Annotated in this window: 19 protein-coding genes and 2 tRNA genes; 17 read left to right on the forward strand and 4 right to left on the reverse strand. The window is 43.1% G+C overall.

The features are described 5' to 3' along the window. The first annotated feature begins 124 nt into the window (after positions 1-124). The 3 genes from dapB (at position 125) to carB (ending at position 5888) form a co-directional block, all read left to right on the forward strand. Positions 125-934: a 4-hydroxy-tetrahydrodipicolinate reductase gene (dapB, locus tag HC723_RS06470; protein ID WP_190338558.1), complete on the forward strand. Its 810-nt coding sequence runs from the start codon at positions 125-127 to the stop codon at positions 932-934. A 559-nt stretch (positions 935-1493) separates the two neighbouring features. After that, the gene (gene carA / locus HC723_RS06475; protein ID WP_190338559.1) at positions 1494-2642 is read left to right on the forward strand and encodes a glutamine-hydrolyzing carbamoyl-phosphate synthase small subunit; all 1149 of its coding nucleotides are present in this window, start codon (positions 1494-1496) and stop codon (positions 2640-2642) included. Positions 2643-2657: 15 nt separating this feature from the next. Beyond that, a complete protein-coding gene (carB, locus tag HC723_RS06480) occupies positions 2658-5888 on the forward strand; it encodes a carbamoyl-phosphate synthase large subunit (protein ID WP_190338560.1) in 3231 nt (1076 codons plus the stop codon). Positions 5889-6097: 209 nt separating this feature from the next. Here the strand turns inward: carB and dacB are convergent, their stop codons facing one another. The 3 genes from dacB to HC723_RS06495 all read right to left on the reverse strand — a co-directional run bounded on the left by dacB (position 6098) and on the right by HC723_RS06495 (position 10017). Beyond that, complete coding sequence (dacB, locus tag HC723_RS06485; protein ID WP_178306466.1) at positions 6098-7498, reverse strand: serine-type D-Ala-D-Ala carboxypeptidase; 1401 nt, start codon at positions 7496-7498, stop codon at positions 6098-6100. Positions 7499-7732: 234 nt separating this feature from the next. Beyond that, positions 7733-8794, reverse strand: a complete 1062-nt coding sequence (locus tag HC723_RS06490; RefSeq protein WP_190338561.1) for a porin — start codon at positions 8792-8794, stop codon at positions 7733-7735. A 179-nt stretch (positions 8795-8973) separates the two neighbouring features. After that, complete coding sequence (locus HC723_RS06495; RefSeq protein ID WP_190338562.1) at positions 8974-10017, reverse strand: porin; 1044 nt, start codon at positions 10015-10017, stop codon at positions 8974-8976. Positions 10018-10603: 586 nt separating this feature from the next. On the opposite strand from HC723_RS06495, the gene greA reads away from it, so the two are divergent. Beyond that, positions 10604-11077, forward strand: coding sequence for a transcription elongation factor GreA (gene greA / locus HC723_RS06500; RefSeq protein ID WP_153447564.1), 474 nt, complete (start codon positions 10604-10606; stop codon positions 11075-11077). Between the two features lie 92 nt (positions 11078-11169). On the opposite strand, the gene yhbY is transcribed toward greA, so the two are convergent. Then, positions 11170-11466, reverse strand: coding sequence for a ribosome assembly RNA-binding protein YhbY (gene yhbY, locus HC723_RS06505; protein WP_153447563.1), 297 nt, complete (start codon positions 11464-11466; stop codon positions 11170-11172). Between the two features lie 148 nt (positions 11467-11614). Here yhbY and rlmE point away from each other — a divergent pair, with 148 nt between their 5' ends. From rlmE to rpsO, 13 genes are all read left to right on the forward strand, one after another. After that, positions 11615-12244: a 23S rRNA (uridine(2552)-2'-O)-methyltransferase RlmE gene (gene rlmE, locus HC723_RS06510; protein WP_153447562.1), complete on the forward strand. Its 630-nt coding sequence runs from the start codon at positions 11615-11617 to the stop codon at positions 12242-12244. Positions 12245-12295: 51 nt separating this feature from the next. Further along, positions 12296-14308, forward strand: a complete 2013-nt coding sequence (gene ftsH / locus HC723_RS06515; protein WP_190338563.1) for an ATP-dependent zinc metalloprotease FtsH — start codon at positions 12296-12298, stop codon at positions 14306-14308. A gap of 99 nt (positions 14309-14407) precedes the next feature. Further along, positions 14408-15241: a dihydropteroate synthase gene (folP, locus tag HC723_RS06520; protein ID WP_190338564.1), complete on the forward strand. Its 834-nt coding sequence runs from the start codon at positions 14408-14410 to the stop codon at positions 15239-15241. Positions 15242-15312: 71 nt separating this feature from the next. Next, entirely contained in the window at positions 15313-16650 is a 1338-nt protein-coding gene (gene glmM / locus HC723_RS06525) for a phosphoglucosamine mutase (RefSeq protein WP_190338565.1), read from the forward strand. Positions 16651-16995: 345 nt separating this feature from the next. Then, positions 16996-17385 (forward strand): preprotein translocase subunit SecG, encoded by a 390-nt coding sequence (gene secG, locus HC723_RS06530; protein WP_153447558.1) that lies wholly within the window; start codon positions 16996-16998, stop codon positions 17383-17385. A 30-nt stretch (positions 17386-17415) separates the two neighbouring features. Then, positions 17416-17500: transfer RNA gene (locus HC723_RS06535), tRNA-Leu, on the forward strand. A 120-nt stretch (positions 17501-17620) separates the two neighbouring features. After that, positions 17621-17697, forward strand: a tRNA-Met gene (locus HC723_RS06540). Positions 17698-18060: 363 nt separating this feature from the next. Beyond that, positions 18061-18516: a ribosome maturation factor RimP gene (rimP, locus tag HC723_RS06545; RefSeq protein WP_153447557.1), complete on the forward strand. Its 456-nt coding sequence runs from the start codon at positions 18061-18063 to the stop codon at positions 18514-18516. 22 nt (positions 18517-18538) lie between these two features. Continuing rightward, on the forward strand, positions 18539-20026 hold the full coding sequence (nusA, locus tag HC723_RS06550) for a transcription termination factor NusA (RefSeq protein ID WP_153447556.1): 1488 nt from the start codon (positions 18539-18541) through the stop codon (positions 20024-20026). 21 nt (positions 20027-20047) lie between these two features. Beyond that, entirely contained in the window at positions 20048-22726 is a 2679-nt protein-coding gene (gene infB / locus HC723_RS06555) for a translation initiation factor IF-2 (protein ID WP_190338566.1), read from the forward strand. Positions 22727-22844: 118 nt separating this feature from the next. Next, a complete protein-coding gene (gene rbfA / locus HC723_RS06560) occupies positions 22845-23249 on the forward strand; it encodes a 30S ribosome-binding factor RbfA (protein ID WP_153448192.1) in 405 nt (134 codons plus the stop codon). Then, positions 23249-24202 carry a tRNA pseudouridine(55) synthase TruB gene (gene truB, locus HC723_RS06565; protein WP_153447554.1) on the forward strand — a complete coding sequence of 318 codons (954 nt, stop codon included), beginning with the start codon at positions 23249-23251 and terminating at the stop codon, positions 24200-24202. Before rbfA ends, truB begins: the two co-directional genes overlap by 1 nt. A gap of 138 nt (positions 24203-24340) precedes the next feature. Next, positions 24341-24610, forward strand: a complete 270-nt coding sequence (gene rpsO / locus HC723_RS06570) for a 30S ribosomal protein S15 (RefSeq protein WP_153447553.1) — start codon at positions 24341-24343, stop codon at positions 24608-24610. Positions 24611-24917 lie beyond the last annotated feature (307 nt).

The following is a 24917-nucleotide window of genomic DNA, read 5'->3' on the forward strand; positions in this document are numbered from 1 at the left end:
TTTGCGTTCTAATAAATAAAACGGGTCCCATCTGGGGCCCGTTTTTTTTTGCTTTTCATCTATTATCAAACAGGCTACATTGCCAACATACTTTAGATAAAGCTAATCAAGGGAGAGACACATCATGGTTCGTATTGCTATCGCAGGTGCCGCTGGTCGAATGGGACGTAACTTAGTTAAAGCCACTCATATTAACCCAGCCGCTCAAGTTGGTGCCGGATCGGAAAGAGCAGAGTCATCACTGATCGGGGTTGATATTGGCGAACTATGCAGTGAAAGTAAATTTGATGTGGTATTAGTGGACGATCTTGCTAATGCGATTGAACAGTTTGATGTAATTGTCGATTTTACCGCCCCAGTGAGCACGCTTGCCAATATTGAGTTATGTAAACAACATGGCAAAAAGATAGTGATTGGCACTACCGGTTTCTCTGAACAAGAAAAACAAATCATTGCTCAAGCCGCCCAACAGGTCGCGATCGTGATGGCACCAAACTACAGCGTTGGCGTTAATGTTATGTTCAAATTACTTGAGCAAGCCGCCAAAGTAATGGGGGATTATTGTGATATCGAAATTGTGGAAGCGCATCATCGCCACAAAGTAGATGCACCATCCGGCACCGCTTTAGGAATGGGCGAAGCAATTGCCGGTGCGATGGGCAATAATTTAAGTGATGTCGCGGTTTATGCGCGCGAAGGGATCACCGGAGAGCGTACAAAAGATGAGATCGGTTTTGCCACACTGCGCGCCGGAGATATTGTGGGTGAGCACACCGCCATGTTTGCTGATATTGGTGAGCGATTGGAGATCACCCATAAAGCCAGTGACCGTATGACCTTTGCCAATGGCGCGATTAAAGCCGCGGTTTGGTTAAATCAAAAGACGTCCGGTTTTTATAACATGCAAGATGTACTGGGATTAAGCGAATCGTAAGTCACTTTATTCGCTTATTGGTAACCAAAAAGCAAACGATTTGGTAAACGATTGCATAAAAAGTGAATTTTGAGCAAATATTCACTTTTTACACGCACCTTGCAGCAAATAAATGATGCCAGAACCTAAACTAATTGGTTTTGGCATTTTCATTTGGTGGGTTTATTGGGCTAATCTAGCTTGGTTTGGTGCTTATTATGCTTACTTTAGGTTGTTTTTGTTATGTAACCTTTATTTTTATTACTAAATGCGCATTTTTTTCACCTAAACTGTCGATCAGATTGTTAGCAAGGTGGTCGAACACTGAATAAACAATAACGCTTAGTAAGTGACTATAAAATGGCTAATAATGACAGTTAAAGATGGAATTTTACCGTGTTAGAAAAATTTAATCGCTAAACCGTCTCAAACAAGTACTTTCTTTTTTGGTTGATGTTGACAGCTTAGCTTCACATCTCTAGAATAGCGCCAATTTATCTAAATTCCTTAATTGGGGTATTTAGTAAGAAGAAAGCGAAAGCTTATGTATTTATTTTGAATATTTATTCTGGAGGTTGTCTTGAATAATTCAGCACTGTTAGTCCTAGAAGATGGGACAGTGTTCCGCGGTCAATCCATTGGAGCAGATGGTTCAGCCGTTGGCGAAGTTGTTTTTAATACCTCGATGACGGGGTATCAAGAAATTCTCACTGATCCTTCTTATTCGCAGCAAATTGTTACCCTTACTTACCCCCATATTGGCAACACCGGAACTAACTCAGAAGATGAAGAATCTTCAGCAATTCATGCTCAAGGCTTAGTTATCCGTGATCTTCCGCTAATGGCTTCCAACTTCCGCAGTGAACAAACTCTCTCTGATTATCTTAAATCTCAAAATATTGTCGGTATCGCTGATATTGATACGCGTAAATTAACGCGTATTCTACGTGAGAAAGGTGCTCAAAATGCTTGCATCGTATGTGCTAAAAACGGCAATTTTGATGAAGCTCTGGCACTGGCGAAAGCGAAAGAATTCCCAGGCCTTAAAGGTATGGACTTAGCCAAAGTGGTGTCAACCAAAGAAGCGTATTCTTGGAAACAAGGTTCTTGGACTCTAACCGGTGGTTTGCCTGAAGCAAAAGCCGATTCAGAATTGCCTTTCCATGTTGTGGCTTACGATTTTGGCGCAAAACGCAATATTCTGCGCATGTTAGTTGACCGTGGTTGTCGCTTAACTGTGGTACCCGCTGAAACTTCAGCTGAAGAGGTCTTAGCGTTAAATCCTGATGGTATCTTTTTATCAAATGGCCCTGGTGACCCTGAACCTTGTACTTACGCGATTGAAGCGACCAAGGTTTTCTTAGATAAAGGTTTACCTATCTTTGGTATTTGCTTGGGGCATCAAATCCTAGCATTAGCTTCTGGTGCGAAAACCATCAAAATGAAATTTGGTCATCATGGTGCAAATCACCCAGTAAAAGACATTGATCGAGATGTGGTGATGATCACTTCTCAAAACCATGGCTTTGCCGCTGATGAAGCTACTTTACCAGCCACTTTGCGCGCCACGCATAAATCATTATTTGATGGTTCGTTGCAAGGTATTCACCGCACGGACAAACCAGCGTTTAGCTTCCAAGGTCACCCAGAAGCAAGCCCAGGTCCACACGATGCGGCGCCGCTGTTTAATCACTTCATCGATCTTATAAAATCACACAAGCAAGCTTAATTCGGAGTAGTAGCAATGCCAAAACGTACTGACATTAAAAGTGTTCTGATTTTAGGTGCTGGCCCAATCGTTATCGGCCAAGCCTGTGAATTTGATTACTCTGGCGCACAAGCTTGTAAAGCACTGCGTGAAGAAGGCTACCGAGTCATTCTGGTGAACTCGAACCCTGCCACTATTATGACCGACCCTGAAATGGCCGATGCAACTTATATCGAGCCAATTCACTGGGAAGTGGTTCGTAACATTATTGAAAAAGAGCGTCCAGATGCCGTTCTGCCTACCATGGGCGGACAAACGGCATTGAACTGTGCGCTTGATCTTGAAAAGCACGGCGTACTTGAAGAGTTCGGTGTGGAAATGATTGGCGCAACGGCCGATGCGATTGATAAAGCGGAAGACCGCTCTCGTTTTGATAAAGCGATGAAATCCATTGGTCTTGAATGTCCACGTGCCGATACGGCAAAAACCATGGAAGAAGCTTACAAAGTTCAAGAAATGGTTGGCTATCCGTGCATCATCCGTCCTTCATTTACTATGGGCGGAACGGGTGGTGGTATCGCCTACAATAAAGAAGAATTTGAAGAGATTTGTCGCCGTGGTTTAGACTTATCGCCAACCAATGAATTGCTGATCGATGAGTCTTTAATTGGTTGGAAAGAATACGAAATGGAAGTGGTACGCGATAAAGCAGACAACTGCATCATCGTTTGTACCATTGAAAACTTCGATGCGATGGGCATTCATACCGGTGACTCAATTACTGTCGCTCCGGCGCAAACGCTAACCGATAAAGAATTCCAATTAATGCGTAACGCGTCTTTAGCGGTGTTACGTGAAATTGGGGTTGAAACTGGTGGTTCTAACGTTCAGTTTGGTATTAACCCTGAAGATGGCCGCATGGTTATCATCGAAATGAACCCACGCGTATCTCGTTCTTCGGCATTAGCATCAAAAGCGACCGGTTTCCCGATTGCTAAAATCGCCGCCAAATTGGCGATTGGTTACACCCTTGATGAACTGATGAATGACATCACCGGCGGCGCGACTCCAGCTTCATTTGAACCTACCATCGATTACGTTGTGACTAAGATCCCTCGTTTCAACTTTGAGAAATTTGCTGGCTCTAATGACCGTCTAACCACTCAAATGAAGTCAGTGGGTGAAGTGATGGCGATTGGTCGTAACCAACAAGAATCACTGCAAAAAGCATTACGTGGCCTAGAAGTGGGTCGCAATGGTTTTGATGAAATGGTTGATTTAGATGCCCCTGATGCATTAACTAAAATCCGCCAAGAACTGAAAGAAGCTGGTTGTGACCGTATTTGGTACATCGCCGATGCTTTCCGTGCTGGTATGTCGGTTGACGGCGTATTCAACTTAACCAACGTTGATCGCTGGTTCTTAGTTCAAATTGAAGATTTAGTGCTACTTGAAAACAAAGTAAAAGCTGGTGGTTTTGCGGGTTTAAATGAAGATGTGCTACGCAACTTAAAACGCAAAGGTTTTGCCGATGCGCGTCTAGCGACAATTTTAGGTGTGGCTGAAAGTGAAATTCGTCGCGCTCGTGACCAATATGATATTCACCCAGTGTACAAGCGTGTTGATACTTGCGCGGCTGAATTCTCATCAGATACGGCTTACATGTACTCATCGTACGATGAAGAATGTGAAGCCAACCCAACCGATCGTGACAAGATCATGATTTTGGGTGGTGGTCCAAACCGTATTGGCCAAGGTATTGAATTTGATTACTGCTGTGTTCATGCGTCACTAGCATTACGTGAAGACGGTTACGAAACCATCATGGTGAACTGTAACCCTGAAACCGTATCAACCGATTACGATACTTCAGACCGTTTATACTTCGAACCCGTTACATTGGAAGATGTACTCGAAATCGTTCGCATTGAAAAGCCAAAAGGTGTGATTGTTCAATACGGTGGTCAAACACCACTTAAATTGGCTCGCGCTTTAGAAGCGGCTGGCGTGCCTGTGATTGGTACCAGTCCTGATGCGATTGACCGCGCCGAAGACCGTGAACGTTTCCAGACGGCTGTTGACCGTTTAGAGTTATTGCAACCACAAAACGCAACGGTAACAACCATGGAACAAGCGATTGAGAAGTCGCGTGAAATTGGTTATCCGTTAGTGGTTCGTCCATCTTATGTTCTAGGTGGCCGTGCGATGGAAATCGTTTATGATGAGCAAGACTTACGTCGCTACTTTAATGAAGCGGTGAGCGTATCGAATGAGTCTCCGGTTCTACTGGATTTGTTCTTAGATGATGCAGTAGAAGTGGATGTAGATGCCATTTGTGATGGTGAGCAAGTGGTCATTGCTGGCATCATGGAGCACATCGAGCAAGCGGGGGTTCACTCTGGTGACTCAGCCTGTTCTCTACCAGCTTATACTTTAAGCAAAGAAATTCAAGATGTGATGCGTGAGCAAGTTGAGAAACTGGCGTTCGAGCTTGGTGTTCGCGGCTTAATGAATACTCAGTTTGCGGTTAAAGACAACAAGGTGTACTTGATTGAAGTGAACCCACGTGCAGCCCGTACGGTTCCATTTGTGTCAAAAGCAACCGGCGCTCCAGTGGCGAAAATTGCCGCACGAGTGATGGCTGGGCAGTCTCTAGCAGCACAAGGCTTTACGAAAGAGATTATTCCACCGTACTTCTCAGTTAAAGAAGTGGTGCTACCGTTCAATAAATTCCCAGGTGTGGATCCGCTGTTAGGCCCAGAAATGCGCTCAACTGGTGAAGTGATGGGTGTTGGTAAAACCTTCGCTCAAGCGTTTGCTAAAGCCGAGCTTGGCATTGGTAATATTTACCCTGAAGGTGGTCGTGCGCTGCTTTCTGTGCGCGAAGAAGACAAAAAACGTGTGGTTGAAGTGGCTAAGCAGTTAATCGAACTTGGTTACCAACTTGATGCCACTCACGGTACCGCGGTTGTTCTAGGTGAAGCGGGCATTAACCCTCGCTTGGTGAATAAAGTGCATGAAGGTCGCCCTCATATTCTTGACCGTATTAAGAATAATGAATACACCTACATCATTAACACTGCAGCAGGTCGTCAAGCAATTGAAGATTCTAAAGTTCTACGCCGTGGCGCACTGCAAGAAAAAGTGAATTACACCACCACTTTGAACGCCGCATTTGCCACTTGTATGGCGCACAGTGAAGATAACCGCAAAACAGTGACTTCATTACAAGAGTTGCATCAGCAAGTGAGTGAATCACTAGCGTAATGATCTAAACTCCCATAATAAAAGGCTACCGAGTGATAAATTCGGTAGCCTTTTTTGCGTCCGCAGATCATTAATTTTCTAATCAATATTATTCATTATGAAAAGACGTTTAAACCATCCATGGGCACTTGGAAAAGGTCGTCAATGGCCTTTTATACTTTTCGCTGCATCCAATCTTTATCGGTCATAAAGTTACTGGAGTGGGATAATTAATTACCTTGCACTTGCTCAATCATGCCTTGGTAGAACGAACGCTCAAATGTTGTGAGTGGCGGCGTCCCTTTTTGCTCTGGATCTGGGTAATAATCGGTTACCAGTTGCACAAAGGTGGTACTCGGTTTACCGTTTTTATCCAGCACAAATCCAGCCATATTATGGGTGGCAAATAACGACCCACTTTTGGCGATGATATTGCCTTTGACCGGATCTTTACGCATGCTCTGGCGGTATTGCAAGGTGCCATTAATACCCGAGGTCGGCATTAATGAAATAATATTTAACTCGTTATCATGAGCTTTAATGTAATTCAGTACCGCCAGAAGCTGAGTTGGCGTAACACGATTATTACGTGATAAGCCCGAACCATCTTCTAATATTGCGCCAGTTAAATCGATATTGGCTTGCTGTTTTAAGATCCGTTTGATCGCTTCGGTACCATTTCTAAATGAACCTGCTTGCTTGAAATAATGCGCGCCAATCGCTTTGGATAAATTATTGGCGTACAAGTTATCTGAGCGTTTAAGCATGTGAGCTAACAACACTGGTAGAGGTTTAGATTGATGCTCGGCAAGGATATCACCGCTTGCTTGAGGCTCGGTAGCCAGCTTAATTTTGCCATTAAAACCAATGTTATTTTTAACCAATAATTGCTTTAACACTGCCGCACTATATCGAAATGGATTTTGAACGGCGAAATTAAGCGGTAGCGGTTTGTCTTGCTTGGCTAAACAACCGGAAAGTTGGTATTGATTATTAATGTTGGCAGATAAATCGAGATCGCAATATTGCTCTTTTTGCTGTTCAGATGTGACCGCTTTTGCCACTGTGGTGACTGATACTGGTTGGTGTTTGGGTGTGAACACACGGGTTGAGCCATCGGCATTGGTATAAATTGACGCCATCACACAGTTACCATTTAAGGTGATCGCACTTGATACGGTGCTGTAACACACTCCCAATATATCCCATGGCCAGCCAACCCCTTTCTCGTAGCCAGTAAACGTGCTTTGGTCGAGAATAATATCGCCCTTAATACTGGTGATTTTACTGTCTTGTAATAGTGAGCTGAGATCTTGGCTAGTAAAACTAGGATCACCGTTAAAACGCACGATAATATCGTCATTGTGACGCGCCAGTGTGGTTTTAAAGGTAAAGTCATCACCCAGTTCGAACTTGGCCGCTAAGGTGGTGACAAGCTTTAAGGTGCTGGCGGGTGGGAATAACTGTTCAGCTTTGCTGCTGGTGGTTTTTCCTTGGCTCGGCTGAACTATAATGCCAATTTGAGTGCCTGCGGGTAGGGCTTTTTGACTGGGAAGTGTTTGGCTAAAACTGGCCACGGAAAGTAAAAGGCTACTGAAGGCGAGAGTGGATAACAGTGTGGTGTGGCGCATAACGACATCCTTTAAGTACACAGAGCAGCGGGTAAAACAACAACAGCCAGTATAAACAAAAACACCGACTGATATCAGTAGGTGTTTGAAATATTGATAAAATTCTAAATCAATATTGTTTATTTTGAAAAGACGTTTGAGCCATCCGTGGGCACTTGAAAAAGAACATCCTTATTCCTTTGACACTTTTCGTTATCAACAATATGGATAGAAAGCTTGTAGTTCGAATTGGAATTAAAAATCGTAACGCATGCCTAGTGCGATATCATCTTCCGCTTCCACGTAGCTAACCCCATGTCCCGAGCTTAATAAATTGAAATTATAAGAGGCATAAGCACGAAAATTAGGCACGAAATAATAACTGACATCAAAGGCCAGATCGCTGACATCGCCAGCATGGGAGCCAATACCGCTATCATCGGTGTCCATATCTAAATTATTGTATGTGGCAGTGAAGACGGTTTTTCCTAAGGTGTAGGAGGTAGCAAATTCATAACCTAAACTGTCGTATGCGTCGAGCGTCGCCGGATAGAGTAAGGTAGAGAGATATTTATCGCCTTTAACTACGTTAGTGGCAATGTACCAATCATTTAAGGTGTATGACGCAGTTAACATGGCTTCATTTTCATCGGCTTGATCGGCGTAACCTGCGCCCAACATAACGCCGGTATCACCAAGGGTATAGGTAACTGAGACCGAATAACCATCTTGGTCATTGTCGATCATTTTATTATCTTCAGGATTGAGCTTATTTTCTTGCACGCTGCTATCGGCAAAGCGGTAAGAGGCTTTTAAAATATAGTGATCATATTGACCTTGGTAAGTCAGCATGTTGTCGGTGCGGTCGGCGACCGAAATCTTATAAGCAGCATTATTGCCGTGATAGGCCATGATGTCGGTAAAATCGGTTAAGATCCCCAGTGCACCATCATTCTCGCCATAAGTTACTTCACCAAAGTTACCGCCTAATCCAGCATAAGCGTAGCGGGTATTGAACGTTCCACCACCGTCATCGTTACTGATATCAGTGCCACCATTTTGACTGGTTTGAAATTCACCTTCCCAATCTCCGATTGCATACATGCTGCTATTGATCATGGTCTTACCCATAATATTCATGCGAATTCGACTTTGATCGTCAACTTTACCATCGATGATTTGCATGCGAGCTTCGGCGCGACCGGTTAATGACACACTGGCAGCATCGGTTTTATATATATCGGCCGCAGAAGTCAGCAAGGGGATAGAGGTAAGTAAACCGCCGATTATTGTCAATAAGGTAGATGTTATTTTCATGAAATTCCGTTTCAAGTGTCGTTTTTACAAGTATGATTTTTATAAGTTAATCATAGCGGTTATGGAGTAAGAAGTAATGGTGCAGGTTAATATTGTTGGGCGCAAGGCATAAAAAAACGCCCACTGAAAATCAGTAGGCGTTCAATTTATTAATCTAAGATCTCAATAAGAGCGTTAGATTAGAATGCGTAACGGAAACCAACTTGGAATTCATCATCAGTTTGTGAGTTTGTTGCAGCATCACTGTCTGATAATAAGTTGAAGTTGTATGCACCGTATACTGTTGCATTACCGAAGTAACGAGCGTACTCAATCGCAACATTGTTTAGATTAAGAGCATCAAATGAATCTTCGTCAGCATTGTAGTAGTTGTATGTCATGTTTACGTTGTTATCACCAAAGGTGTATCCAGCGTAAGCATCGGCAGCATTGAAATCAGATTCGTGGTTAGAACCGTTTTTAGTCGAAACAGTACCGCCTTCATAGGTGGCTGCTAAGTACAAACCGTTGTTTGAGTACTTAAGTGCTGCAGTGTAAGTGTTGTTGTCACCAGTACCAATTTGGTCATCGCCAGTAGAGTTAGCGTCAGATGATGCGTAACCAAGGCCGGCTTCTAATGAGTCAGTAAATGCGTAAGAAGCAATGATACCGTAACCGTCAGCATTTTGAGTGACTGGCGTGCCATCTGAATCAGAATCGGCCTGTACACTAGCTTGAATGGTTAGTTTGTCAGCGTTGAAAGCATAACGTAAAACGTTATTGGCACGGTCAGAAGTCGCTGCATTGTATTCATTGATGCTACCAGAGTACACTTCAGCCATATCGGTAAAGTTAGTTAGGTAAGTGAATGCATTATCTTGGTGACCGTAAGTTAACGTACCGTAAGTTTTTGACTGCACACCAACATACATGTAGCGAGTATTCGCCTGTACATCGTTAGCTACTGGATCTGCCTTTTCTGTTACTTCAAATTCAGTAAAACCAATAAAAGAAACATCTTCATTTAGTTCTTGCTCACCGCCAATATTTAGACGAACACGTGATTTATCTTCAAATTTATTATCGTCAGCATCTGATTTGTTTGCATCAGAAAAGTTTGCACGAACTTCAACACGTCCACCCATGCTTAGAGTTGAAGTGTCGTCTTTATAAATAGTTGCTGCTGATGCGACTGAAGATACTGCTGCAGCGGCCACTGCTAAAGCAATTAGTGTCTTTTTCATTTGAATAATCCTAAGTGTTTTTCCATAAATTAAAGGAGCGCTCTGACTGGCTGCACTCTTTCCATTATTGTGCGTATAAATAATGCACGATAACCGCTATGTTTTAGCGTAGTGTATAAGCACCGAGATGCTTTACTAGTACATTTTTACTCTGAAAGCGCACTGAACGGATAGTCAAAAATTATAAAACTTAGTAAAAGATAGGCATTTCTAACTGGGTTTGTTGAATATTATGTGTCTAATGCTTTGTTTCTATAGGGTATTTAAAAAGTTCCGTTGAGAATGAATCTGGAGGTGTGTTTTAGTTTTTTTTATCTTTCTAATGGTTGAGGTTTGTTTTTTCTGTGCTGTTTTTAATCGCTCCGTTTTGATTTAGTGTTAACTGAACAGCAGTTAAACCACAAAGCAATGCTCGAATGTGAGTTTTCGCGTGACCTTGCTAATAACTTTAACTACACTGTGAAAACTTAATATCAAATTAACCACTACCTACTCAGCAACTTCGTTGAGTGGGGTTTTATTGTCTAAGCTATTTAGTCTCCAAACTATCTAGTTTCCAAGCTTTAGCGATGGAGTGAGATATATCATGGAAAAAGTGCCAATGACTGCGAGCGGTGAACAAGCTCTGAAAGTCGAATTAGAATTATTACTAAAACGTCGCCCTCTTATTTCACAAGCAATTGCAGAAGCGCGCGAATTAGGTGACTTAAAAGAAAATGCTGAATATCATGCCGCGCGTGAAGAGCAAGGTATTTGTGAAGCGCAGATCCGCGACATCGAATACAAACTGTCGGTTGCACAAGTGATTGATGTCAGCAAAATGGATAACACAGGCAAAGTGATCTTTGGGACCACTGTGACGTTATTGGATATGGACACGGATAAAGAAGTGAAATATCAAATCGTCGGTGATGATGAAGCGAACATTAAACTGGGTAAAATTTCAGTCAGTTCACCAATTGCCCGTGGTTTAATCGGTAAGATGGATGGCGATGAAGTTGTGATCTCAACCCCCGGTGGTGATAAAGATCTTGAAATTATTGCAGTCGATTACATTTAATTTTTTTATTAGTGTAAATATCTGTAAAAGAATCAAATAAAAAAGGCCACATCAACTGTGGCCTTTTTTGTTCCTTTTTATCTGAATATCCGTTACTTACGTGGGATCTCGATTTTACGTTGTTCAGATTGACGGAATAAAACCAGTACTTTACCGATAGTTTGTACTTTTTCTGCTTTTGTTTCTCGAACAATCGCGTCTATAATCAATTGCTTAGTTTCTCTGTCTTCAGAGGCTACTTTGATTTTGATTAGCTCATGATGGTTAAGAGCAAGTTCAATTTCTGCAAGAACAGCTTCAGTTAATCCATTTGCGCCCATTAGCACTACAGGTTTTAAACTGTGAGCTAGTCCTTTTAAGTGCTGCTTTTGTTTGGTGCTTAGATTCATTGTTCGGCCATTTTTTGTTGTGTTAGGGTTGAAAAGTTCTATTTTAACGCCATCTATTCGGGAAGACTATCTATTCTGAATAGTTTCTGTCGATATCGCGTTCTTTTTACCGATAAATAGAAGCCGTTTGTTAAGTATTAGGGTTAAAATGAGTAAGAAAAAAGTGTCCGCAAGCTCGGGCCGTTGGTTGCAAGAGCACTTTGGTGATAAATATGTCGCTGAAGCGCAGAAAAAAGGTTACCGCTCGCGAGCTATCTTTAAAATTGAAGAGATTCAAGATAAAGATAAATTAATCAAACCGGGAATGACGGTGGTCGATTTAGGCGCAGCGCCTGGTGGTTGGTCACAATATGCGGTTGGTGTTGTGGGGGATTCAGGCCAAGTCATAGCTTGTGACATTTTATCTATGGATTCAATTGCTGGGGTCAGTTTCTTGCAGGGTGACTTCCGTGAAGATGCTGTACTAGAAGCGTTATTAGAGCGTATTCAGCCTGATATGGTCGATGTGGTGATGTCTGATATGGCGCCCAATATGAGCGGAAATCAGGCGGTAGACCAGCCACGAGCGATGTATTTGGTCGAATTGGCATTGGATATGTGTCGACAAGTTCTAGCTCCTGATGGTAGCTTTGTCGTTAAGGTATTCCAAGGCGAAGGCTTTGATCAGTACGTTAAAGATGTAAGAGACATGTTTAAAAACGTAAAAATAAGAAAACCAGATTCTTCGCGTGCTCGTTCTCGTGAGGTATACATTGTGGCTACAGGCTATAAACTGTAGTACTCTATTTTTTTCAAATTAGTGAACCGAGAGGCTGACACCTTGAGTGACATGGCAAAAAATTTAATTTTATGGCTAGTAATCGCCGTAGTTTTGATGTCAGTTTTCCAGAGCTTTGGGCCTGGGGACAGTAACGGAAAAGCAATTGATTACACATCCTTTGTAAAAGACGTTGGTCAAGGCCAAGTCCGAGAAGCAAAGTTCAAGGATCAAGAAATTACCTTTGTCCGTACTGATAACTCTCGTAATGTGACGTACATGCCTGTGTACGATAACAAACTTCTTGATGATCTGATCAATGAGAACGTGAAAGTGACTGGTACGCCACCTGAGCAGCAAAGTCTGCTGAGTACTATCTTCATTTCTTGGTTCCCAATGATCTTACTGATTGGGGTGTGGATCTTCTTCATGCGCCAAATGCAAGGTGGCGGCGGCGGTGGTAAAGGCGCAATGTCATTTGGTAAGAGCAAAGCCCGCATGATGGGCGAAGACCAAATTAAAACAACCTTTGCTGATGTTGCCGGTTGTGACGAAGCAAAAGAAGACGTTAAAGAATTGGTGGATTACCTACGTGATCCAAGCCGTTTTCAAAAACTCGGTGGTAAGATCCCAACCGGTGTTTTGTTAGTCGGGCCTCCAGGTACCGGTAAAACATTGCTGGCGAAAGCCATTGCAGGTGAAGCAAAAGTACCATTCTTTACTATTTCGGGTTCTGACTTCGTTGAAATGTTTGTCGGTGTCGGTGCATCTCGTGTGCGTGACATGTTCGAGCAAGCAAAGAAAGCTTCACCATGTATTATCTTTATCGATGAAATCGATGCAGTCGGTCGTCAACGTGGCGCAGGTGTTGGTGGTGGTCACGATGAACGTGAGCAAACACTAAACCAAATGCTAGTTGAGATGGATGGCTTTGAAGGTAATGAAGGCGTGATCGTGATCGCAGCGACTAACCGTCCTGACGTACTGGATGCAGCCTTGTTGCGTCCTGGTCGTTTTGACCGTCAAGTTGTGGTTGGATTACCTGATGTTCGTGGTCGTGAGCAAATCTTAAAAGTTCACATGCGTAAAGTCCCTCTAGGTGACGGCATTGAACCTTCGTTGATTGCCCGTGGTACGCCAGGTTTCTCTGGTGCTGATTTGGCTAACTTAGTCAACGAAGCTGCATTATTTGCAGCCCGTGGTAATAAACGTAATGTGTCTATGGTCGAGTTTGAATTGGCTAAAGATAAGATCATGATGGGTGCAGAGCGCCGTTCAATGGTGTTAACCGAAGATACAAAAGCTTCAACTGCTTACCATGAAGCTGGACACGCGATTGTCGGACGTTTAGTCCCAGAACATGATCCGGTTTATAAAGTATCGATCATTCCACGTGGACGTGCGTTGGGTGTGACCATGTATCTACCAGAACAAGATCGCGTCAGCATGAATCGCCAGCACTTAGAGTCTATGATCTCTAGCTTATATGGCGGTCGTCTGGCTGAAGAACTGATTTATGGTGAAGATAAAGTCTCGACTGGCGCATCAAACGATATTGAACGTGCCACCGATATTGCCCGTAAAATGGTGACCCAATGGGGTTTCTCGGACAAACTTGGTCCACTTCTGTACGCAGAAGAAGAAGGTGAAGTCTTTATGGGACGCGGTATGTCTCAAGCCAAGCAAGTTTCTGATGAAACCGTACGTTTGATTGACCAAGAAATTAGAACCTTGATTGACCGTAACTACGACCGAGCTAAGCAGATCTTGGAAGATAATATGGATATCATGCATGCAATGAAAGATGCATTGATGAAATATGAAACCATTGATGCTGGTCAAATTGATGATTTGATGAATCGTAGCGAAACCATCCGTGCACCACAAGGATGGGGCGATGAGAGTCCTAAAGCAACAGCGGATAAACCATCAACCGCTAAACCTGATATCGATAAACAAGAGGCCGCGCCACAACAAGACGCGAAATCTTCAGACGAGTCAGATTCGGTAAAAGCAGAAGACGCAGAGGATGCCAATGAGGCTTCTGATGCAGACCAGCCAGAGTCAAAAGATAAAGACTCTTAAGTTAATGCTTAACCCATTAAAGCCCTGATACTGTCAGGGCTTTTTTCGATTTATACTCACGACAATAATCCTTTCCGTTTTTATAAAATGAATTCAGCCATGAAACTGATCTATAAAAATAAACAACTCGATTTAACCCAGCCTCAAATTATGGGCATCTTAAATGTCACTCCAGATTCTTTTTCTGATGGCGGTAAATTTAACCATCTTGACGCGGCGATTGAGCATGTTAAATCTATGCTTGCGGCGGGGGCGACGATCATCGATATTGGCGGCGAGTCCACCCGTCCGGGCGCGGCTGAAGTTTCTGTGGCAGATGAGTTAGCTCGTGTTATCCCATTGATAAAAGCGATCCGAGCTAACTTTGATGTGTGGATCTCACTTGATACCAATAAGACAGAGGTGATGGCGGCAGGCATTGACGCTGGAGTGGATATTATTAATGACATTCGCGCGCTACAAGATGATGGCGCGTTAGCGTTAATTGCACAAGCCAATATCCCCGTTTGTATTATGCACATGCAAGGCCAGCCGCGAACGATGCAGCACAACCCTGAATACCAAGATGTATTGCACGAGGTCTGTCACTTCTTAGAACAACGTATCGATAGCTGTTTAGAGGCCGGCATTGAGCGTGAGAATATTATTCTCGATCCTGGCTTTGGTTTTGGCAAAACAGTGGCGCATAATTACCATCTGCTTGCCAATCTGGAACAGTTTCATCAATTTGGTTTGCCCGTGCTCGCCGGAATGTCGCGTAAATCGATGATCTCAAAGTTATTAAATAAACCGACCTCTGAGTCTATGATTGGTAGCGTCGCGTGTGCCATACTTGCGGCACAACAAGGCGCGCAGATCATTAGAGTTCACGATGTAGCGGCCACACAAGATGCGCTTAAAGTATTAAAAGCAACACAATCAAATTTAAATTAGAGAGCATAGGTTTTTAATATAACGCCACATTCATCATGCTCTCAATATTCTTGCTGAAGAAGGGTAAACACATGTCTGAAAGAAAATATTTTGGTACCGATGGGGTACGTGGCAAAGTCGGCCAATTTCCAATTACACCGGATTTTATTTTAAAACTAGGTTGGGCGGCAGGGCGTGTATTAGCCAAGCAAGGCACCAAACAAGTGATTATTGGTAAAGATACTCGTATTTCGGGTTATATGCTTGAATCAGCATTAGAAGCTGGTCTTGCAGCCGCAGGCCTTCAAGCGACATTTTTAGGGCCGATGCCAACGCCAGCCGTTGCTTATCTTACCCAAACGTTTCGTGCAGAAGCGGGGATCGTGATTTCCGCTTCGCATAACCCGTACTACGACAACGGAATTAAATTCTTTTCCGCTGAAGGCACCAAACTGCCTGATGATATTGAGCTTGCCATTGAAGCTGAATTAGAAAAAGATATCGAATGCGTTGAGTCAGCCCAATTAGGTAAAGCCAAACGTCTGGTTGATGCGGCTGGTCGTTATATTGAATTTTGTAAAAGTACTTTCCCAAATGAGTTGAGCTTATCTAAACTTAAAATTGTGATCGATTGTGCTCATGGTGCGACTTATCATATTGCCCCTAGCGTGTTTAAAGAACTTGGCGCAGAAGTGATTGCAATAGGTTGCCAGCCAAATGGTTTAAATATCAATGACCAAGTTGGTGCCACTGATACTCTCGCTCTACAAGCTAAAGTGCTAGAAGAAAAAGCCGATTTAGGATTAGGATTTGATGGTGATGGCGACCGTATCATCATGGTGGATGAATTTGGTAATAAAGTCGATGGCGACCAAATAGCCTACATTATTGCTCGCGATGCGCTGCGCCGTGGAGAACTGAAAGGTGGCGTTGTTGGTACACTAATGACCAACCTTGGAATGGAAAATGGCCTAAAACAACTGGGTATTCCATTTGTGCGATCGAAAGTTGGCGACCGTTATGTAATGGAACAGCTGCTGGAAAAAGGCTGGAAGATTGGCGCTGAGAACTCTGGCCATGTCATTTTGTTGGATAAGGTGACCACCGGTGATGCCATTGTGGCGGCGCTGCAAGTCTTAGCCTCTGTAGTAGGCAGTGAATTATCATTGAACGCGTTAGCATCAGGTATGACGCTTTACCCACAAGTGCTCGAAAATATTCGCTTTGCGGGCAATAACGATCCACTAGACACTCAAGCGGTTAAAGATGCCGTCACGCAAGTTGAAGCACAATTGGGTGATAAAGGTCGGGTATTGTTACGCAAATCAGGCACTGAACCGCTTATCCGCGTGATGGTCGAAGGTGAAGACGCTGAATTAGTGAAAAACAGTGCGCTCGCTATTGCCGAGCAAGTGAAAAAAAGCTGCTAGAGTTTAATGCTGATAGGGTCAAAGTAACTAGAATCAGGCAATCAGAGTCAAACTAGCTACAATCAAACGATCGAGAACAATGCCGCTTGAGCAAATAAGGCGTGATTAAAATGTTACTCACGCCTTATTGTTTGCTGTTTATTGGTAGAGGTTATGTTGATTAATTTAGCTCAAAATTATGTTTTGCGAGTTTTTTGAGCGTTTGAGTCGGAAGTTGTGTGATTTTGTGATTTTTCGCTTGTCACTGCCTTAAGGTTTGGTTAGTATCACTGCGCCTCATTAGGGAGGTGCGTTGTTGTTGGTGTTGCCAACTCAACTCTGGAATTCAAACACATAGGTGGAAAAATGTTATTAAATGTTCTACTTGTGATTTATCTTGTCGCTTCACTTGGTGTAATTGGCCTAGTGTTGATTCAACAAGGTAAAGGCGCAGATATGGGAGCTTCGTTCGGGGCTGGAGCATCAAATACTGTATTTGGCTCTGGTGGCTCAGGTAATTTCCTTACCCGTTCAACAGCAGTATTAGCAACTGTATTCTTCATTATCAGTTTAGTGCTTGGTCACATGTCTACTGTTAAACATGATTCACAATGGGTTGCACCAAGTGCAGGTATTGAGCAAAGTGTTGACGCGACAGATACTAAAGCAGCAACAAAAACAGATACTGTGAAAAAAGTAAATACTGATGAAGTTCCAGCCGCTCCAGTGCAGAGCGAACCAGAAACTTCTAAGTAATACTGAAGCTTAAAAGCTGAAAGAATTTATGCCGAGATGGTGAAATTGGTAGACACGCTAGCATGAGGTGCTAGTGCCTTAGGGTGTGGGGGTTCAAGTCCCCCTCTCGGCACCATAATTACAAAACTTGTAAAAAATCAATGTCGATGTATAATACCTCGTATTGAAATGAGTTTTGAGTTTGCTTTTTTATAAGTAAACGAAAGTGGCATTATACTTTAAATAATGCAACGGACGCGGGATGGAGCAGTTTGGTAGCTCGTCGGGCTCATAACCCGAAGGTCGTAGGTTCAAATCCTGCTCCCGCAACCAACTTTTTTATAAAAGATAAGCTCATGAGCCGTTCTTTTATAAGCAGTGGTGAAAAGGTTGTTTTTAAAACTACTTTATTACCCTTATTTTTTGGGTCCGATTTGCAATTGAATTTCGATTTAATTGCAAGCTAAGCTAGACTTTAGCTTAGTGATAATCAGGGTCCAGCAATAAAAAACCCCGACTATCGGGGTTTTTTATTATCTGTACATTATTTTTTATGATTGCTTTTTTTGTTAAGTGATTGAAAAATAGTGATAAATCAGATTTTATGTAATATTTGAAATGGGCTGAATGCCCTTTTTTTGTTTCTGGCAATCCTGTTTTTGACTTTATTGCACCGTTTTTTTTCCGGAGATATAAATGACTGGCTTAGAAAAACAATTAATGGAATTACTTGATGCACCTGTTGCTGCGTCAGGTTACGAATTAGTAGGTTTAGAGTTTATCCGTGCGGGTGAGCACTCAGCACTACGGATCTTTATTGACCATGAAAATGGTATTAATGTTGAAGACTGCGCCGAAGTAAGTCGTCAAGTCAGCGCGGTAATGGATGTTGAAGATCCAATCACCGTCGCTTACAACTTAGAAGTTTCATCACCAGGTTTAGAACGTCCACTGTTTAAGCCTGCTCATTATCAGCAGTTCATTGATCACGATGTGAACGTGGTACTTAAAATGGCGGTCAATAATCGTCGTAAGTGGAAAGGGGTGATTTCAGCCATTGAAGGCGAAATCGTAACTGTTATCGTTGATGGTAAACCTGAACAATTCGCTTTGAGTAATATCTCTAAAGCTAACCTGATACCAAAATTTTAAGTCTGAAGAGGCGAGAACATAAATGAACAGAGAAATTTTAGCGGTTGTTGAAGCTGTTTCTAATGAAAAAGCAGTTCCGCGTGAGCGTATTTTTGAAGCGTTAGAGATCGCTCTAGCCACAGCAACGAAGAAAAAAAGTGCACACGAAATCGAAGTTCGTGTCGAGATCGACCGTAAAACCGGTAACTTTGAGACATTACGTCGCTGGTTAGTGGTTGCTGAAGTTGAATTTCCAACCAAAGAAATTTCAATTGAAGCGGCGCAATATGATGACGAATCATTAGAGCTTGGCGATTACGTGGAAGATGATATGGAGTCAGTAACATTTGACCGTATTACTACCCAAACTGCCAAACAAGTTATCGTACAAAAAGTACGTGAAGCTGAGCGTGCTCAAATCGTAGAACAGTTCATCGACAATGAAGGTGAGTTGGTAACTGGTGTGGTTAAAAAAGCCAACCGTGATGCGGTTATCGTTGATTTGGGCAACCATGCAGAGTCTGTGATTCTACGTGAAGACCAATTACCGCGCGAAAACCTACGTCCTGGTGACCGTGTTCGTGGTCTGTTATATGCAGTTAAACCAGAAGCACGTGGTTTCCAGTTATTCCTAACTCGTTCTAAATCTGAAATGCTGATTGAGCTTTTCCGCATTGAAGTGCCAGAAATTGGCGAAGAGTTAATTGAATTGAAAGCCGCGGCTCGCGATCCTGGTTCACGCGCTAAAATTGCCGTGAAATCAAATGATCGTCGTATTGATCCTGTTGGTGCTTGTGTTGGTATGCGTGGCGCACGTGTACAAGCCGTATCAAGTGAGCTTGGTGGTGAGCGTATCGATATCGTATTGTGGGATGATAATCCTGCTCAATTCGTTATCAATGCAATGGCACCTGCCGATGTTGCTTCAATCATCGTTGATGAAGATACCCACTCAATGGATATCGCAGTAGAAGCCGATAACCTAGCACAAGCGATTGGCCGTAGTGGTCAAAACGTACGTCTAGCGTCTCAACTAACTGGTTGGGATCTTAATGTTATGACGGTTGCTGATTTGAACAAGAAGCACCAAGAAGAATCGGTAGCGGCTATCGAAAACTTCATGAAGCATTTAGACATCGAACAAGACTTTGCTGAGTTATTGGTTGAAGAAGGTTTCTCTACTCTAGAAGAAATTGCTTATGTACCAATTAACGAGCTTTTAGAAGTCGATGGTCTTGAAGAAGAATTAGTAGAAGAACTACGTGAGCGTGCTAAAAATGCATTGACCACTCTTGCACTAGTTCAAGAAGAATCTTATGAAGGTCTAGAACCTGCTGAAGACCTACTTGCACTTGAAGGGCTTGAACGTGAACTCGCGTTTAAATTTGCCGCTCAAGGCATCGTAACTTTAGAAGATTTAGCCGACCAAGGTACTGACGATTTAGAAGAAATCGAAGGCCTAAGCGCAGAACGTGCGGGAGAGCTTATTATGGCTGCTCGTAACATTTGCTGGTTTGGCGACGAAGAATAATTTCAGCAAGGAGAAAGCACTATGACAGAATTGACAGTGAAAGCACTGAGCGAAGAGATTGGTACACCAGTTGAACGCCTAGTAGAACAACTTGCTGATGCTGGTATGAAAAAAACCAGCGCCGACAATGTAACTGCGGCAGAAAAGCAAACGCTTTTAATGCATCTTAAAAAAGAACATGGCGATAACTCAGGCGACTCTGAGCCAACACGCCTGACACTTCAACGTAAGACCAAAAGCACATTAAATGTTCCTGCTGGCGGCGGTAAAAATAAAGAAGTGCAAGTTGAAGTCCGCAAAAAACGCACCTATGTGAAGCGCACTGCTGTAGATGAAGAAGCGAAACAAGCAGCAGAAGCTCAAGCAACTCGTGAAGCAGAAGACGCAGCAAAACTTGCGGCAGAAGCAAAAGCCAAACAAGACGCAGCAGCAAAAGCTGAAGCAAAAGTTAAACGTGAAGCGGAAGATAAATTGAAGCAAGAAGCAGCAGATAAAGCGAAAGAAACAAAAGCAGCAGCGCCTAAGCAATCATCTGAAGAAAAAGTGAAAAATGATGCAGCGAAACAAGAAGCTGAATCATTGAAGCGTCGTCAAGATGAAGAAGCTCAGCGTAAAGCAGAAGCAGAAGCTCAGAAACTGGTTGAAGAAGCGCGTAAACTTGCAGAAGAAAACGGTGCTCGTTGGTCAGAAGAAGAGAAGAAGAAAAAAGAATCTGAAAATGCTGATTACCATGTAACGACTAACCAACACGCACGTGAAGCTGAAGATGAAGCTGACCGTCGCAGCGAAGCAAGTCGTCGTAAAAAGAAAAAACCAGCGAAAAAAGAAGATGATCGCGGCGGCAACAATGGCCGTAACGCTCGTGGTGGACGCAATAATCGTAAAGGTAAATTGGCTAAACCAACTTCAATGCAGCATGGTTTTGATAAATCAGCAACCGTTGCAAAATCGGATGTTGTGATTGGTGAAACTATCGTGGTTTCTGAACTGGCAAACAAAATGTCAGTAAAAGGGACTGAAGTCATCAAAACGATGATGAAGATGGGCGCAATGGCAACCATCAACCAAGTGATTGACCAAGAAACAGCAGCGCTTGTTGCTGAAGAAATGGGTCACAAGGTTATCCTACGTAAAGAAAACGAATTAGAAGAAGCGATTCTTTCTGATCGTGATGACAGCACTGAAGCCGTATCTCGTGCCCCTGTTGTGACCATCATGGGTCACGTTGACCATGGTAAAACCTCGACACTGGATTACATCCGTCGTAGCCGTGTAGCCTCTGGTGAAGCGGGTGGCATTACCCAGCACATTGGTGCATACCACGTTGAAACTGACAATGGCATGATCACCTTCTTGGATACTCCAGGACACGCCGCATTTACTTCAATGCGTGCTCGTGGTGCTCAAGCGACTGATATCGTTGTTCTTGTTGTTGCAGCCGATGATGGTGTTATGCCACAAACAATCGAAGCGATTCAGCACGCGAAAGCGGCGAGCGTTCCATTGATTATTGCGGTAAACAAAATCGATAAAGAAGGCGCGAACCCAGATAACGTTAAAAATGAGCTTGCTCAATACGACGTTATTCCTGAAGAATGGGGCGGCGAAAACATGTTCGTTCACATTTCAGCCAAAGTGGGTACAAACATCGATGGTCTACTTGAAGCTATCTTACTTCAATCTGAAGTTCTTGAGCTTAAAGCAGTAACCGATGGTATGGCTTCTGGTGTTGTGGTTGAATCTCGCCTTGATAAAGGTCGTGGTCCAGTTGCTACCGTTCTAGTACAAGCGGGTACTTTACATAAAGGTGATATCGTTCTTTGTGGTCAAGAGTACGGCCGTATTCGTGCAATGCGCGATGAAAACGGTAAAGACATCGAGACAGCAGGTCCTTCTATTCCGGTAGAAATCTTAGGTCTTTCTGGTGTTCCGGCTTCAGGTGATGAAGCAACTGTCGTTCGTGATGAGCGTAAAGCGCGTGAAGTAGCGAACTATCGTCAAGGTAAATTCCGTGATGTTAAACTGGCTCGTCAGCAAAAATCGAAACTTGAAAACATGTTCTCTAACATGGAAGCGGGTGAAGTTGCTGAGCTTAACGTTGTGCTTAAAGCAGACGTTCAAGGTTCAGTAGAAGCGATTGCTGATTCACTACGTAAACTTTCAACTGAAGAAGTGAAAGTGAACATCGTAGGTTCGGGTGTCGGTGGTATTACTGAAACTGACGCGGTATTGGCAGCAGCTTCTAACGCTATCTTACTTGGTTTCAACGTCCGTGCTGATGCTTCTGCTCGCCGCACTGTTGAAAACGAAAGCCTAGATCTACGTTACTACTCAATCATTTACCAATTGATTGACGAAGTGAAACAAGCGATGGGCGGCATGCTTGCTCCAGAATTTAGACAAGAAATCATTGGTCTTGCTGAAGTTCGTGATGTGTTCAAATCACCTAAACTAGGTGCAATCGCAGGTTGTATGGTTACAGAAGGCTTGATTAAGCGTAGTAACCCAATCCGCGTTCTTCGTGATAACATCGTTATTTATGAAGGTGAACTAGAATCACTACGTCGCTTTAAAGATGACGTACAAGAAGTTCGTAACGGCTACGAATGTGGTATCGGTGTTAAGAACTACAATGATGTTCGCGCTGGTGACCAAATCGAAGTATTCGAAATTGTTGAAATTAAGCGTACGCTTGATTAATTAACAAATGATACCCAAAGTAATTAGGGTATAAGCAATAAAACACCATGGGGAGCTTTTGCTCCCCATTCTTTCTGTTACGACGTTCTCATTTGAACGTGCAGATGTGAGAAAAGATATGGCTAAAGAATTCAGTCGTGCACAACGCGTTGCACAACAATTACAAAAAGAACTCGCTTCTATCCTACAGCGTGATGTTCGTGATTCACGTATCGGAATGGTGACCATTTCAGACGTTGAAGTGACTCGTGATCTGGCTTATGCCAAAGTATTCGTTACTTTCTTTTGTATCGGCGAGCAAACACCAGAATCATGCTTAGAAGCATTAAAAGAACACGAAGTGTCTATTCGTATGGCTTTAGGGAAACGTGTTCGTTTACGTTTAACACCTGAAGTTCGTTTCGTTTACGATAATACATTGACCGAAGGTATGCGCCTTTCTAACTTGGTTAGTGAAGTGGTCAGTGATGACAATCGACGTAAAAAAGACGCCGGTCGTGATGAGGACGAAGGAGAAGAGTAATGGCTCGTAGACGTCGTGGTCGTCCTATTGATGGCGTTTTATTACTCGATAAGCCGACTAGTATCAGCTCCAATGATGCGCTCCAAAAAGTAAAGCGCATGTTTTTTGCTGAAAAAGCAGGTCATACTGGTGCGCTTGATCCTTTGGCGACGGGTATGTTGCCGATTTGCCTTGGTGAAGCGACTAAGTTCTCACAGTTCTTACTTGATTCGGATAAACGTTATCGCGTGGTGGCAAAGTTGGGTGAACGTACTGATACCTCAGATTCTGATGGTGAAGTGGTTCAAACCCGTGAAGTGAAAGTTGACCGTGGTTTACTTGAGCGTTGCATTGCGAAATTTCGTGGTACCACAGATCAAATTCCTTCGATGTTCTCAGCATTAAAATACCAAGGTAAGCCTTTGTATGAATATGCCCGTCAAGGCATTGAGGTTCCGCGTGAATCTCGTAAGATCACGGTATTTGAAATAAACCTGATCCGTTTTGATGGTAATGAAGTGGAAATGGAAGTGCATTGTTCAAAAGGCACTTACATTCGAACCATCACCGATGACTTAGGCGAAATGCTTGGTTGTGGCGCCCATGTGACTTATTTACGTCGTATTGGGGTGTCGCATTATCCGGCAGAGAAAATGGTCACGCTAGAACAACTTCAAGCGATGATCGAACAAGCCCAAGAGCAAGGCGTAGAGCCTCACAGCGTATTGGATCAACTGCTGCTCCCTATGGATACTGCGGTTGTCGATCTGCCAGAAGTGAATATGCCGCTTAGTATGGCGAGCATCGTTCAACAAGGTCAGCAGGTGCAAATTGCTGGCGCACCAACTGAAGGTGTGGTTCGCATGACGATGGGTGATGAACATACCTTTATTGGTATTGCTAACATTGATGATGATGGCCGCGTGGCACCAAAACGCTTGGTTGTGTTTAGAACCGAAGCTGTGGCGGAATAAAAGAAGCAATAATGGTGGTATGGGTAAATTACCCTTGCTCTTATTTATCGCTTCCCCTATAATTCGCCGTTCGCGTGATGGCTGAATCAGAGATTGGCTATCACATTTTTATAAATTAACTCTTATTTAGGAGAGATTATGTCTCTGAATGCAGAAACTAAAGCAGCAATCGTTGCAGAATACGCACAAGCTGAAGGCGATACAGGTTCACCAGAAGTACAAGTAGCACTACTTACTGCTTCTATTAACCACCTACAAGGTCACTTTGCTGATCACAAACACGATCACCACAGCCGTCGCGGTCTTTTACGTATGGTTTCTAGCCGTCGTAAACTTCTAGACTACCTTAAAGGTAAGAACCTAGAGCGTTACCAATCACTAATCAAGCGTCTTGGCCTACGTCGTTAATTCGTCGTTTGGTTTAATACCCAGATTAAAAGTATTTGTTAGTTAATTGAACACTTTTGGTTCCCATTAGTTGAAATGAAGAAACAGATACTGGATAAAAAGGAGCCTCGGCTCCTTTTTTTGTGGCTGCAATTTGAGCAAACAGACATTTCCGACATTTGATAGGGATATTCTGCGTTCTGAAATAAGACATTTACACTCATCTGGTTTATACTATGCCTCGTTTGTTTTTACTTTTTATCGGTCTTAATTGGCGATGAAACAGCAAACAAACCGCTGTAGATTGACTTACCGTCACCGATGTCGA

The sequence above is a fragment of the Vibrio sp. S11_S32 genome, assembly GCF_014694465.1.
Taxonomy (GTDB): Bacteria; Pseudomonadota; Gammaproteobacteria; order Enterobacterales; family Vibrionaceae; genus Vibrio; species Vibrio algicola.

Bases quoted from the DNA above. Each gene is read 5' to 3' on its own strand.
- rimP (WP_153447557.1), top strand. From the start codon at position 18,061: ATGACTGGCTTAGAAAAACAATTAATGGAATTACTTGATGCACCTGTT.
- nusA (WP_153447556.1), top strand. From the start codon at position 18,539: ATGAACAGAGAAATTTTAGCGGTTGTTGAAGCTGTTTCTAATGAAAAA.
- folP (WP_190338564.1), top strand. From the start codon at position 14,408: ATGAAACTGATCTATAAAAATAAACAACTCGATTTAACCCAGCCTCAA.
- carB (WP_190338560.1), top strand. From the start codon at position 2,658: ATGCCAAAACGTACTGACATTAAAAGTGTTCTGATTTTAGGTGCTGGC.
- rpsO (WP_153447553.1), top strand. From the start codon at position 24,341: ATGTCTCTGAATGCAGAAACTAAAGCAGCAATCGTTGCAGAATACGCA.
- dapB (WP_190338558.1), top strand. From the start codon at position 125: ATGGTTCGTATTGCTATCGCAGGTGCCGCTGGTCGAATGGGACGTAAC.
- truB (WP_153447554.1), top strand. From the start codon at position 23,249: ATGGCTCGTAGACGTCGTGGTCGTCCTATTGATGGCGTTTTATTACTC.
- infB (WP_190338566.1), top strand. From the start codon at position 20,048: ATGACAGAATTGACAGTGAAAGCACTGAGCGAAGAGATTGGTACACCA.
- HC723_RS06495 (WP_190338562.1), bottom strand. From the start codon at position 10,017: ATGAAAAAGACACTAATTGCTTTAGCAGTGGCCGCTGCAGCAGTATCT.
- secG (WP_153447558.1), top strand. From the start codon at position 16,996: ATGTTATTAAATGTTCTACTTGTGATTTATCTTGTCGCTTCACTTGGT.
- yhbY (WP_153447563.1), bottom strand. From the start codon at position 11,466: ATGAATCTAAGCACCAAACAAAAGCAGCACTTAAAAGGACTAGCTCAC.
- greA (WP_153447564.1), top strand. From the start codon at position 10,604: ATGGAAAAAGTGCCAATGACTGCGAGCGGTGAACAAGCTCTGAAAGTC.
- rbfA (WP_153448192.1), top strand. From the start codon at position 22,845: ATGGCTAAAGAATTCAGTCGTGCACAACGCGTTGCACAACAATTACAA.
- dacB (WP_178306466.1), bottom strand. From the start codon at position 7,498: ATGCGCCACACCACACTGTTATCCACTCTCGCCTTCAGTAGCCTTTTA.
- HC723_RS06490 (WP_190338561.1), bottom strand. From the start codon at position 8,794: ATGAAAATAACATCTACCTTATTGACAATAATCGGCGGTTTACTTACC.
- ftsH (WP_190338563.1), top strand. From the start codon at position 12,296: ATGGCAAAAAATTTAATTTTATGGCTAGTAATCGCCGTAGTTTTGATG.
- rlmE (WP_153447562.1), top strand. From the start codon at position 11,615: ATGAGTAAGAAAAAAGTGTCCGCAAGCTCGGGCCGTTGGTTGCAAGAG.
- glmM (WP_190338565.1), top strand. From the start codon at position 15,313: ATGTCTGAAAGAAAATATTTTGGTACCGATGGGGTACGTGGCAAAGTC.